This is a genomic window from Pedobacter steynii (assembly GCF_001721645.1).
GTDB lineage: Bacteria > Bacteroidota > Bacteroidia > Sphingobacteriales > Sphingobacteriaceae > Pedobacter > Pedobacter steynii_A.
Genome location: NZ_CP017141.1, coordinates 3,199,787 through 3,213,084 on the forward strand (window position 1 = coordinate 3,199,787; position 13,298 = coordinate 3,213,084).

Genomic DNA, 13,298 nt, shown 5'->3' on the forward strand with positions numbered 1-13,298 from the left:
TGGTTTATTTTTTTGCTATTGCAGTTTAATTCAAATAGTTTTAGCACACCAATTATAAATTCTAACCAAATAAACATGAAAAAAAGAATTACTCTTCTTATTGTTTTTGTGCTCATGAGCTGCCTATGGTCCTTTGCTCAGGACCGTACCATTAAAGGCCTCATTCAGGACAAACAGGGAGCGCCAATTCCCGGTGTATCCATTAAACTTAAAAACTCAAAAATCGGCACCTCTTCGGGACCGAACGGGGCTTATGCCATCGTTGTGCCGGGGAATGGGGTACTCATTTATTCGGCGATAGGTTATACCAGCCAGGAAATTGCAGTCGGCAATAAGACACAACTTAATGTGGTGCTTACGGAAGAATCGCGTGGCCTTTCAGAAATTGTGGTGGTTGGTTATGGAACATCACAGAAAAAGGATGTTACCGGTGCAATATCCAGTATAAGAGCAACACAACTTGAAAATGAAAATCCTCAGAATGTGTCAGACCTATTAAGGGGAAATATTGCCGGCTTAAGCGTGAAGCTGAACAGCAGCGCAAAAGGTGGGGGCGACCTCCTGGTAAGGGGAAAAACAACACTTAGTGCAGGTACGGCTCCTTTGATCGTTTTAGATGGGGTAATCTATAACGGACAGTTATCAGACATTAATCCGAATGACATTGAAGCTGTTGACGTATTGAAGGATGCGAGTTCTCTGGCTGTTTTTGGTGCAAAGGCGGCTACCGGTGTCATAGCCATTACCACAAAAAAAGGAAAGAGCGAAAAGCCTACCATCACCTTTAACACCAATTTCGGGATTGCTGAGCTGGCTCAGGACATGAAAACTTACGAAGGGCAGGCTTTTCTGGATTGGAGAGCTGATGCGAAACGCAGTGGTGCTGCAACACCACCCTATTTGTACAACGATCCAAGAAGCCTTCCTGAGGGGGTAACTTTAACACAATGGTTAAATGGGCAAAATGGCGATCCGGTAGATCTTTGGCTAAACAGACTTGGTCTTCTTGCCAACGAAAAGGCAAATTATCTGGATGGTAAGACCGTAGACTGGTATAATGAGGTATTCAGAAGAGGACTGCGCCAGGACCATACCCTCAGTATGGGTGGAAAAAAAGAAGAGATCAGCTATTACATGTCTTTGGGATATCAGAAAAATGAAAACCTGATCAAAGGTGGTCAGTTCAGTACTTTCAGAGCCCGGTTAAATCTGGAAGGTCAGGCCGCGAAATTTTTAACCGTGGGAATGAACCTGCAGTTTGCGGATCGCGACGAAGGATCTATTGAAGCCAACTGGAATCAACTGATTAACATTTCACCCTATGGAGATATGTATAACCCGGATGGTACCTTAAGAAGAATCCCAACGGATGACAATGGATCGAACGCGAGAAATCCATTTCTTAATATGACTTATAATAGCAGAATGGATAAGCAAACGACTTTGTTTGCCAGTTTATTTGCCAAGGTGAAACTCCCTTTTGGAATTACCTATCAGCTGAATTTTAGTCCGGGATTAGATAATTTCCGCCTTTTCAACCACAGTTCTTCTGCAAATCCGGATGTGACCACTCCGGGTGGAATTGTCACCCGTGCACAGGAAACACGCTATAACTGGCAGGTAGATAACCTGTTAAAATGGAACAAAACCATAGGGGAGATCCACAATTTCGATGTGACATTACTAGCGAATGGAGAAAAGTACCAAACCTGGTGGACACAAGCCGGAAACCAGGGGTTTATTCCTGCTGATGTTTTAGGTTATCATAATATAGCCAGCGGGATAAAACCTTCTGTAAACAGTGAGGATAAAGTGTACACAGGTGATGCCCTGATGGCGAGATTGGGATACAGCCTGATGCAACGTTATAACCTGACCTTATCCGTGCGCAGGGATGGATATTCCGTCTTCGGAGTGCAGTCAAAAAGGGCAACTTTCCCGGCTGCAGCCTTTGCCTGGACATTTACGGAAGAGTCTTTTCTTAAATCGCTGACCTGGCTGAATTACGGAAAGTTACGCTTCTCTTATGGCATCAACGGAAACCGGGATTTACGTAACCCGGATAACAATACTGTAGATCCTTATGCTGCTTTATCTCAACTGGTTATTGATAAATACCAGACTGTGGATGGAAGTGGAACGGCTTCAGAAGTGAATACAGTAGTCATTGGCAGCAGGATGTCGAATCCAAAATTGAAATGGGAACAGACCGCTTCCTTTAACGCAGGGTTGGATTTCTCTATCTTTAAAGAAAGGATCGGTGGTTCCATCGATGTTTACAGTAAAAAAACAACCGATCTATTGGTCCGGCCCTCGCTTTCTTCTGTTGGAGGGTACGTGAATGTGTATTCTAACCTTGCTCAGGTAAACAATAAAGGAATAGAATTTAACCTGAATACGAAAAATATAACCAGCGGAAACATTACCTGGAATACCAGTTTTAATTTCTTCATGAACAGAAATAAGATCGTTAAACTGGCTACACCAGCTGATGATCCTGGAAATGGATGGTTTATCGGAAAAGATATCGATGTGATCTGGGATTATAAAATCCTTGGCGTATGGCAGGAGGATGAAGTGGCGGAAGCCAATAAATTCAACAAGGGAATTAAGCCAGGTGATTTCAAATTACAGGATCTAGATGGGAATTATAGCTATGATGATAAAGATAAACAGTTTTTAGGCTATAAAAGTCCGCGCTTCAACTGGGCAATCCGGAATGAGTTCAACATTTATAAAAACTTCGACTTTTCCTTTCAGGTAGTCTCTAACTGGGGGCAATACAAAAGAAATGATCAGCCTAAAAATCAACCGGGCAGCGTAGGTTTTTCCCGCATGAACTCTTATGTGACTCCTTACTGGACGCCCTCTAATCCCATTAATGACTATGCAAGACTTGCATCGGGCTTAAGCGGAACCAACTTCGCCGTTTACCGGAAAAATTCTTTTATCCGATTGAATACAGTTGCCCTTGCTTATAGCATTCCGAAAAACTTATTGGACAAGATCAGGATTAAAGGGGCCAAAGTATATATGAATGTAAATAATGCTGCGGTATACAGCCCGGACTGGAATTTCTGGGATCCGGAAAATGATGGTCCTACTCCCAGATATTATACCCTTGGTCTAAACCTTTCATTGTAACAAAAAAAGAAATCTAATGAAAACTACAAATATAAAATTAACCATATTCGTTACTGCTACCTTACTGCTTGCAGCTGGAGGATGTAAGAAAAGCTTTCTGGATTCGGACCAACTCTCCCAGTATTCTCCGGAAAGCTCTTTGAGTAATGTTGCTGCATTACGAGGTGCATTAAATGCACTCGGAGCAAATGTCCGTCAGGAATACTTTGGTGATTCTGCTCCTTTACTTACAGAATCCATCTTTTCTGATGTTGCCGTTGAAGGAACAACGGATAAAAGTACTCCGGCTCAGGATCTGATCGCCCGCATTACACCGGATGCAAACCTGAACAGTGCCGATTTTAATAAAATCGGTTGGTATTGGGACGAAGAATTTAAAGGTATCAGGTATGCAAATACGGTGATATCAAATATTGACAGGCCTGTTTATAGTTCTCCTGCAGAGAAGAACAGCATTCTGGGAGCAGCCTATTTTTATCGTGCCTATCATTATTACCGGTTGGTGCATCAGTTTGGCGATGTGCCACTCATGTTAAAGGATCTGACTGCTCCCCGCGATGATTTTTTCTCTACAAAGCGGGAAGTGATCCTGACAAAAATGAAGGCGGATCTTGAATTTGCACAAAGTTCTGTACCCGAAAATGCCAACAGAGGTGAGGTAACAAGGGGTGCCGTAAGCCATTTGCTAACCAAAGTGAATCTGGCGCTGGGTAAATTTGACGATGCCATTGCCTCTGCCAGCAATGTATTGAACGGAAGTAAATATGGATTGATGACCAGTCGTTTCGGAAGCACAGCTGCTGATGCGACTAAAAATGTGGTATGGGACTTACACCGCATGGACAATAAAGCTCTGCCAAACAATAAAGAAACTCTTTTTCTGGTAGTAGACAGAGAAGGATTAGCCGGAGGTTTTACTGCTCTGGGTTCTCAGTTGATGCGTAATACTGTTCCTGCATGGCATTTTGCAAATGTGAAAACCCCTTCCGGAGCCACGGCTCTGACAGATGCTGCAAATGCAGAAATTCCTTTAACCAGAATGTATGGCCGTGGAATTGGCAGGTATCGTGGAACTCCGTATAGCACCAAATATATCTGGACAGACCATACCGATTACCGACATGCCAAAGGAATGTGGATGAACATGACAGATCTGGTCTACAATAACCCGGCTTTAAAAACTTCAAAAATTCAGGCAGACCGGGATTTATACGGTAAACCATTGGTAGAATATAACAGCAGTAACGTGGCTGCACGTTTTGAAAATGGTGCTTTAGATACCATTCGTCATTGGTTTGGATGGCCGCATTATAAAGTATTCATCAATTCAACCAATGCGCTGGCTAATGATCCCTACTGGAGCCCACCCCGCGGTACAAATACAGATTGGTATGTTTTCAGGGTAGCGGAGACTTATCTGTTGAGAGCGGAAGCTTATTATTGGAAAGGAGAACTTAGTCTTGCCATGGAAGATATCAATAAGGTCAGGGCACGTGCAAATGCCGAACTGCTTACTGATATCAACAAAATTACCATTGGGACCATTTTGGACGAACGTGCAAGGGAGCTTTACTGGGAAGAACCCAGAAAAACAGAACTGACGCGTATCGCCTATATTTTTGCCCTAACAGGAAAACCAGCATATAATGGCAAATCATATAGTATAGCTTCCTTTTCTGAGAATAATTTCTTCTATGACCGCATCATAGAGAAAAATGATTTTTATAAAAATGAAGTGCCAACCCTTCAGGGGGTAAAATATAGAATTGCACCGTATCATGTGCTGTGGCCGGTTCCTGCAAGTGTGCAGCGGTTTAATGCCAATGGCCGTGTAAATCAGAATAAAGGGTATAGTGGATTTGAAGCCAATGTACCCCCACTTGATAAAATTGAATAAATCTCTCCCTTATAAAATTTACTGTAAGCTGATTTTGAGATTTATTTTTTGAAGAAGCAACGCTTAGGGGGAAGTATTCGTAATAGGAGTATAGAACTATTAATTAATCCCCCTAAAAATTTGACTTATGATGAATTATTCGAAAACAAAATTACTGATCTGTTTATGTCTTTTGACAGTTTTTGGCGCTTGTTCCAAAAAGGACGGTGTTAATGATCCTGGTGTTTCAAAAAAAGGGATCCAAATTGCAACAAATGCCAAATTTGGTGCTGTGCTTACAGACAATACCGGAAAAACACTTTACTTCTTCGCTGTTGATGCGGATGGTAGTTCCGGATGTACCGGTGGTTGTGAAACCGTATGGCCTGTCTATTACTCTGCAGAGTTGAGCGATAATCCAGGCATCAATGCAGCTGATGTAGGTGTGATTAGCCGTGCAGACGGTAAAAAACAAAGTACCTATAAAGGCTGGCCCTTGTATTATTATAAAAATGATGCTGCGGCTGGGGATGTCAATGGAGATGGCGTAGGTGGAAACTGGTTTGTCGGAAAAACCGATTATTCCATCATGTTGGTTAATAATCAGCTTATTGGTGCAAATGGAAAACAATATACTGAAGCACTTACGGAAGGGGCAGGAATCACACAATATTTTACTGATGGAAATGGAAGGACCTTATATGCTTTTGCTCCTGATAAAGCAAACAAGAATAACTTTACCAAACCTGATTTTAGTAACAATGGCGTTTGGCCCATTTATGAGGCTGATGTGAAAAGCCTGCCTTCGGTGTTTAAAGCTGAATTTGTCGGACAGATTACGGTTTTTGGAAAAAAACAATTGACCTATAAAGGCTGGCCACTTTATTATTTTGGTCAGGATATTAAACGGGGAGACAATAAAGGGGTAAGTGTTCCTTCTCCTGGAGTCTGGCCTGTAGTTAAATTGAGTACAGCTGCTGCACCATTAAACTAAAGAACGCCTTCAGGAATCTTTTAAGGTTATCATTTGACCCAGGTGGGGCCGAAAGCTCCGGAGTAATCCGGAGCTTTCCCTATTTAGGAAACAGGATTTTTTAATACCTTATATACATACTCTTTATAGCTTGCGCCGATGGGTATTTCTTTGCTACCGATCTCAATATCGTAAGCGGTAAAAGCTGTAACTTTTTTTAGGTTAATGAGATAAGATCTGTGGATACGCAGGAAACCTTTACCTTGTAATTCTGTTTCCAGGTCGCTGATTTTGTACTTTGCCGTTATCTTATTGTTCACACAATGGGCAACCACATAATCCTTTAGGCTCTCGATGTATAAGATGTCATCAATGTTTAATTTATGAAATTTACCCCCTGATTTGAGGTACATAAATTGCTGATCTGATGGAGGAAGCAGCGTAGGGCTACTCTGGTGATTTAACCTTAAATACCGTTCAATTGCTTTGAAGAAACGATCAAAGGTGACGGGTTTCAGAAGGTAATCAATGAGGTCCAGGTCATACCCTTCAATTGCGAATTCCCGGTACGCAGTGGTAATAATCACCGCAGGAGGATTTCTTAAGGTCTTTAAGAAATCTATTCCGGAGATCTGGGGCATCTTAATGTCCAGAAACAAGAGGTCTACCTGTGTTGATCTTAAAATCTCCAGGGCCTTAATTGCATTGCCACAGGTACCTACCACCTCAAAGGATTCCAGCTGATCAATATGCTTTTGTATCAGCTGAATGGCGAGTGGTTCATCGTCTACCAGGAGACATTTTACTTTCATGGAATTAATATTTTACACTACCGGATGGTGTAGGTTAATGGTTAATAAAGCTACAAAAGTCTCTTCATGTTGAGATAGATTCAGCTCATAATTTCCCGGATAGATTAAATCCAGCTGTTTCCTGATGTTGTTTAATCCAATTTGTTTGTTCTTATTCTCCCTGGGCATAAATGAATTGGAAACCATAAATGTGAAATGGTTGTTCTGAAGCTTCAGGTCAATATTGATCACTGGATTTCCAATATCCTCTCCGGCACCGTATTTAAACGCATTCTCTACTAAGGATAGTAAAATCAGCGGTGCTATTTCTGCATTTTCATCTATCGTTTGTCGAAAATTTACCTGCAGACGGTCATCATATCTTAGCTTTTCCAGTTCAATGTAATTCCGTAAAAGGGTAATCTCAGCCGATAAAGGTACATAGGTACCATCGCAACGATAAAGTACGTGATCCAGAATTTCAGATAAACCCGCAATAGACTTTGAAGTTACTGATGAATTCATGAGGGATAACGAGTAGATGTTATTTAGGGTGTTAAAAAGAAAATGAGGATTCAGCTGGGTCTTTAAAATTTTTAATTCTGCTTCTGCCTTTTCTTTTTCCAGCTGAAGTGCACGCTTTTGAATCAGGTATTGATCCTTGAGCAATTTTAGAAAGGTAAAAACCCATGCGGTAGAAAAATCATGAAGAAAATAAGAACCTGCAAGCTTGGGGATGTCTGTTAGTATTTCCAGAAAAGATTCCTGGTCAAAAGGTGGGGTTCTTACCAGCGGCTCCACAACATAAATGACTACTGTTCTTGAAAATACACAGATCAGGTAGCTGCCGATCAGGAAATAGAAGATCAGAAAATAATAACTCTTTACATTCAACAGCTTTGGAATCACCAGATAAGCTACGAAATAAGTAGAAATCATGGATAAAAAAAGAGCAAAACCTTCTGTAATCAGTTCTGTCCTTATTTCTTCAGAAACAGAAGTATGTCCTTCCGGCTTGCTAAGGGATAGTAAAAAAACCATCACCCAGAAAAGGATATGGCTGGGTATCCGATGTACCGTGCTATAGTTTACAATTTTCTCAAATAATGACATATTCTTATCAAAGATACCATTCGTTACATCAATCAGTATTTTTCGTCGACGAACAGTTCAAAAACGCAGACAGAAAAAGTTTTAAACCCTATAAAGCTACTTCATCATGTCTTTTAAGTCTTTGATCCTCTTTTCTATATCGTGTGACATTAATCTTTTTACGGTGTCTTGTAATTAATGATTTTCGAAAAATAAATCCAATCAAACAATGAACAATATAGGGAAGTTAGTCCTGATGTTAATGATGTTTTGCAGTCTGCAAAGCCCTGGTCAACAAGTAGCCGAAGTGAAGGTAAGAGGAAAGGTTCTGGACAACACGACACAACAACCCTTGGAATATGCAGGAGTCACCCTGCGCGCTCTTACTGACAATAAGATGCTGAAAACTACTGTGACCGACAAAAAAGGAGAATTTTCCTTAGCCATCAAACCTGGACAATACCACCTGAAAATAGAATTCATCTCTTATAAGCCAATCCTACTGGAAAATAAACAAATCAAAGAGGATACTAATCTGGGAAGTATCCTATTACAGGAAGATGTTAAATTGTTGAAGTCGGTAGATGTGATTGGAGAAAAATCGACAGTAGAACTGAATCTTGACAAAAAAGTCTTTAACGTAGGAAAAGACCTGATCTCTAAAGGAGGTTCTGCAAACGATATTTTAAATAATGTCCCTTCAGTAAATGTGGATGCCAATGGTGGAGTCAGTTTAAGAGGAAACGGCAGTGTCCGTGTGTTAATTAACGGAAAACCCTCTATGCTTACTGCCAACAATGGTTTGGAGCAGATCCCTGCAAGCAATATTGAAAAAGTAGAAGTGATTACCAACCCTTCGGCAAGGTATGAAGCACAGGGAGGGGGAGGGATCATCAACATCATTTTGAAGAAAAATACCATCGGTGGCTTAAACGGATCTGTTCAGGCCGGACTTGGAGATCCGGTAAACTACCATGGCAATCTAAACCTGAGCTATAAAACGGAAAAATTTAACGTTTTTTCGAACGTAGGAGGGCGGTCCAGAGATTTTCACGCAGCTGAAAAACGTTTTCAAACGAGCGTGAAAAATGGAATAACAAATACACTGCATCAGCAGAACAGGCAACGCCGGAATGACGATACTTATAACATATATGTCGGTGGGGATTATTACATCAATCCTAAAAATACGCTGACCGGTAGTTTCTACCATAGTACCCTGTTCAACAGAGATACCACCAATTTTGGATATTTATATGGGAACGGAGGCAATAACCTTGACAGTGCGGTTACCCGCTTTGAAAATTACAGGGAACCACAAAAGTACAATCAGCTGGAATTGAATTATGTAAAAACCTTTGATAACAAAGACCAGAAATGGACTACCAATCTGCAGTATGATTTTTGGAATGATGATGAAAACCAGGACATCATGCAGACAAAGAATTTTCCGCTTCCCAAATTGATCTCCAGGCTTATTTCCAGAAATATTGAAAGTAGTGATGACATCTATATTCAAAGTGATTTTGTAACTGCTTTTTCAAAAGATTCCCGTTTTGAGGCCGGAATCAGGACAGACCTTCGGGCCATCAGGAGCGATTATTGGGCAAAAGCTGACGAGGTGTTATTGTCAAAATATAACAATAAGCTGAAGTATGATGAGAACCTGTACAGCGCTTATATGCAATACGGAAATAAGATCAAGAAGTTTAGTTATCTCCTTGGACTGAGGGCTGAATGGTCTCAAATTGGGATATCAGATCGTGCTGGTACTTTTGATCAGGAGAAGAATTACCTGAACCTTTTTCCAACAGTTCATTTAACTTATAAACTTCCTGAAAGTGCCGAGTTTCAGCTGAGTTATAGCCGTAGGATCAACAGACCTCAGTTCTGGCAGTTAAATCCCTTTTCGGGACTATCTGATATCCGCAATTTGACTGTGGGAAATCCGGATCTGGACCCTACCTATACCAATTCATTTGAACTATCGATGATCAAACGCTTAGGAAAACTGAATGTTAACCCTTCCATCTACTATAAACATACCACCAATTACTTCCAGTATGTAATTGAACAAACACCGGAGGGTTATTTTGTGAGTACTCCGGTCAATCTGGATTTTGAAGACCGTTATGGCTTTGAGCTTTCCAGCAGTTACAATCCACTTGGATGGTGGCGTTTATCCTGGGATTTGAACTATTATAAGTATAAGCAGCAAGGAGCCTACGATGGAAAAGATTATAGCGCTGAAGATCAGACCTGGTTTACAAGAATCGGTTCGAAGATGAAATTCTCTAAAAACCTGTCTATAGAATCCAGCTTCAATTATATCGGTAAAAAGAAGGACATACAATCTGTTAATAAGGCGCAGTATAGGGCCGATATTGCACTGAGCAAAGACCTTTTTAAAGATAAAATGTCCTTTACCCTCGGGATAATCAATGTCTTTGATTCGATGGTGGATAAAAGGGTGACCAATACAGATAGTTATCGCCTTGAATCTGAATCCCGGAGATTTGGCAGATTGGTTTCTGGAACTATCGTTTATCGGTTTAACAGGAAAAAGGACGATAAAGACCGTTTGCCTGATGAATAATTTTTTTTAAAACAGACTGCCATAGGGTTGTCACTGGTCCATGTTTTCTTTGTCTTGTAAATAAATACAAGACCCTATAAAACCTAAAGACATGGAAAATCATATTGCAGACGTACAAAAAATTTATGCCTCTCCCTTTGTAATCGCCACAGAAGATCTGCTGGTTCACTGGCAGGGACACCGCAGACTTACCCGAAGGGTGATTGAAACCTTTCCGGAAAAAGAGTTTTTTAATTATAGTATTGGAGGGATGCGCCCTTTTTCGGAGATGGTACTGGAGATGATCGGATTGGCTTCATCAGGAATGAATGGCGTATTGACAGGCGAATGGGATAAGGTAGGATCATTGCCGCATCATGTTAACGGATCAAAACCGGCAACGAAAGCGGAAATGCTACAGCTGTGGGATGAACTTACGGCAGATATTGAGACCGGATGGCCTAAAATTCCTTTAGCCCGTTTCCATGAAATGGACCTTGCCTACGGGGAATATGAAGGGCCAATCTATTCCTTCGTTTTATATTGGATAGACAATGAAATTCACCACCGCGCCCAGGCAACGGTATACCTGAGGTCATTGGGAATCGAGCCTCCCTATTTTTGGCTGCGCGATTAAAACGGGCGATGTACAAGAATAAACGGACTAATCTTGTCGATCTTTTTCATCAGATACCTACAAGGTTAGTTCGCTTTAAAAAAATATAGCCTGCGATTTTTCTGCGATGTCTGCTTGTAAAAAAGAAATGATTTGCCTGCAAAGTCAATTTTTTTAAGCAGACTAGCCTGACTTTCATCAGGATAGCTGATCTTAAAATCGACCGCTTCTTTCTCCAGTTTCATCTGATAATAGTAGATTGAATTATCCTGAAGCCATCCCTTTGGAAGTAAGTCATACGGACTGAGGATCTGATCTGTTCCATTGTCAGCTGCCCTATATTCCGAAATAGAGAAATCCCGGTTGAATTGACTCTCGCAATACGCACAATTCTGGAAAAAAATCTGATAAACTTTACCCGACTTTTTCATATAGTAAAAAAGTCCGTTATAATCTTTACGCTGAAAACTGAGCAGGGTATCTCTTCTTTCCGGCATGGCCAATAAAGTGTTTTTGTCAATTTCCAGCTCATTCCCTGAGTTGGAAGGCCGGTCAGTTACGCGCATTTGGATGATCGGGCGGTATTGATAAGAATCATGTTCAAAATAACCCTTTCCTGCATAAATGTTTTCCTGATCATCCTGCCCGAATAAGCCATCGAGTTCTGGTGCATCAATCTTTTTAACGAGTTTTAAAGAGGTATCATAAACCTGTAAGCGGTAATTTTTTGCAGGTTCGTTGATCAGTCTGCTGATCACCACAAGCTTTTTGTGATCTCTTGAACGATACACGCGACAAATGTCCTCCCCATCAGTGCCAAGCTGTTCCAGATGAATGTTGTTTGAAGTGCTGTTGAAATCAGGAAAGTATTTAATGGCTGGATATTTATCTTTTTTCTGATCACTACAGGCAATAAAGAGGAATAGGATTAGAAATAAAGGAGGTATAGATTTGCTGATCATGATGATCCCAAAGTTATTAGATTATTGCAATTTTTGTCTGACCTGAGTTCTTTTATGTAAATTGGAGAAGATGAACAGATTTTATTTCTTTATGATCTTCGTGTTCTTTTGTCTCTGGACTGCCTGTAACAGACCGGGAAATAAAGAGCATTCTAAAACAGAACAAACAGATACTGCTGCTCAGCTAAAAGAAGTTAAATCCCTATTGGTTAGATTCAAAACAGCAATCATAAAGAATGATAAACCGAAGCTTCTGAATATGATTCATTTTCCGATGCAAACACAGATGATGTGGATGAATGATGAGTTGAATGCTAAAGAACCCGACCGGAAAAATGGATTGATCAATAAAGAAGAACTCCTAAAGTATTGTGGAAAGGAGCTTTTTGACAAAGAACAGCAACGTGTACTGGCCTACGAACTGGGAGATGATGTGTCGGTCATTAACCTGCAGACGGACCAGGCCAGCAATTATTATAAAAGCCTGGCTTCACAAACAGATCCAGGAACCTTATTATTCAATTATTACCTGCAATGGGAAAGGCCAGACGGTAAAGGTGACTATTGGTTTGGACTTGTCGTAGGGAAAGTAAAAGGAGAATTTAAACTCCTTAGCTATTACAGTAAATGGCCGGTGAAATACTAATTTAAAAGGGGAGCAGGCAAAAGTTGGGACTCCTGAATTTCTCCTTTAACAATTGAAGTCAGGGCAGAAATCAGTTGATTAACTTTTTTTAAGGTGTCTTCATCGGTAATGTGAAAATCTGAATTCAGTTTTGTCTGAATCCCGGAAATCAATAGTTGTGTATCCACACTGATTTTTGATTCGATAATCAGTAAAGTACCCAATAAGGATTGATGGCCTCTGCTGCCCGCCGTTGAAGCGGTAATTAAAGCAACTGGTTTTTTAGAGAATTCCATTGTGGAAACAGTCCAGTCAATGGCATTCTTTAAAGTTCCCGGAACGCCAACAGCATATTCCGGGGTACAGATTAAAACTGCATCTGCATCCCTGAGCTGTTTTCTAAAACCTGCCACCTTCTCATCTTCTGGAACCTGACCATAATCCAGATCTGGATTAAAGTGTGGCAATTCAGTAAGTCCATCAAAAATACTTACCGAAAAATTTTCAGCAGTTAACAAGGCAATGGCTTTAATCAGATTAATATTTGAAGAGCTTTTTCTTGTACTCCCGGAAATAGCAAGGATATTTATGCTGTCTGTTCTCATTTCTTGATTAACCATTAAGTAGGTTCAAAGATATAAAAT

Annotated in this window: 10 protein-coding genes; 6 read left to right on the forward strand and 4 right to left on the reverse strand. The window is 40.6% G+C overall.

Translation table 11 applies throughout. The features are described 5' to 3' along the window. Positions 1-75: 75 nt before the first annotated feature. The 3 genes from BFS30_RS13405 (at position 76) to BFS30_RS13415 (ending at position 6,014) form a co-directional block, all read left to right on the forward strand. Complete coding sequence (locus BFS30_RS13405) at positions 76-3,144, forward strand: SusC/RagA family TonB-linked outer membrane protein (RefSeq protein WP_069379756.1); 3,069 nt, start codon at positions 76-78, stop codon at positions 3,142-3,144. Between the two features lie 16 nt (positions 3,145-3,160). Then, entirely contained in the window at positions 3,161-5,041 is a 1,881-nt protein-coding gene (locus tag BFS30_RS13410; RefSeq protein WP_069379757.1) for a RagB/SusD family nutrient uptake outer membrane protein, read from the forward strand. 127 nt (positions 5,042-5,168) lie between these two features. Then, positions 5,169-6,014: a hypothetical protein gene (locus tag BFS30_RS13415; RefSeq protein WP_208603058.1), complete on the forward strand. Its 846-nt coding sequence runs from the start codon at positions 5,169-5,171 to the stop codon at positions 6,012-6,014. Between the two features lie 83 nt (positions 6,015-6,097). Here BFS30_RS13415 and BFS30_RS13420 read toward each other — a convergent pair whose 3' ends face one another. Next, positions 6,098-6,805, reverse strand: coding sequence for a LytR/AlgR family response regulator transcription factor (locus tag BFS30_RS13420; RefSeq protein WP_069379759.1), 708 nt, complete (start codon positions 6,803-6,805; stop codon positions 6,098-6,100). Between the two features lie 12 nt (positions 6,806-6,817). Next, the gene (locus tag BFS30_RS13425; RefSeq protein WP_208603059.1) at positions 6,818-7,897 is read right to left on the reverse strand and encodes a sensor histidine kinase; all 1,080 of its coding nucleotides are present in this window, start codon (positions 7,895-7,897) and stop codon (positions 6,818-6,820) included. 208 nt (positions 7,898-8,105) lie between these two features. On the opposite strand from BFS30_RS13425, the gene BFS30_RS13430 reads away from it, so the two are divergent. Both BFS30_RS13430 and BFS30_RS13435 read left to right on the forward strand, forming a co-directional pair. Next, on the forward strand, positions 8,106-10,472 hold the full coding sequence (locus BFS30_RS13430) for an outer membrane beta-barrel family protein (RefSeq protein ID WP_083252038.1): 2,367 nt from the start codon (positions 8,106-8,108) through the stop codon (positions 10,470-10,472). A gap of 91 nt (positions 10,473-10,563) precedes the next feature. Further along, the gene (locus tag BFS30_RS13435) at positions 10,564-11,088 is read left to right on the forward strand and encodes a DinB family protein (RefSeq protein ID WP_069379760.1); all 525 of its coding nucleotides are present in this window, start codon (positions 10,564-10,566) and stop codon (positions 11,086-11,088) included. 65 nt (positions 11,089-11,153) lie between these two features. Here the strand turns inward: BFS30_RS13435 and BFS30_RS13440 are convergent, their stop codons facing one another. Continuing rightward, on the reverse strand, positions 11,154-12,029 hold the full coding sequence (locus BFS30_RS13440) for a hypothetical protein (RefSeq protein WP_069379761.1): 876 nt from the start codon (positions 12,027-12,029) through the stop codon (positions 11,154-11,156). 70 nt (positions 12,030-12,099) lie between these two features. Between BFS30_RS13440 and BFS30_RS13445 the strand changes: the two genes are divergently transcribed. After that, a complete protein-coding gene (locus BFS30_RS13445; RefSeq protein WP_069379762.1) occupies positions 12,100-12,675 on the forward strand; it encodes a hypothetical protein in 576 nt (191 codons plus the stop codon). Here the strand turns inward: BFS30_RS13445 and BFS30_RS13450 are convergent. After that, positions 12,672-13,274 carry an NADPH-dependent FMN reductase gene (locus BFS30_RS13450; RefSeq protein WP_237028756.1) on the reverse strand — a complete coding sequence of 201 codons (603 nt, stop codon included), beginning with the start codon at positions 13,272-13,274 and terminating at the stop codon, positions 12,672-12,674. The two genes, BFS30_RS13445 and BFS30_RS13450, sit on opposite strands and share 4 nt — an antisense overlap. Between the last annotated feature and the right edge of the window lie 24 nt (positions 13,275-13,298).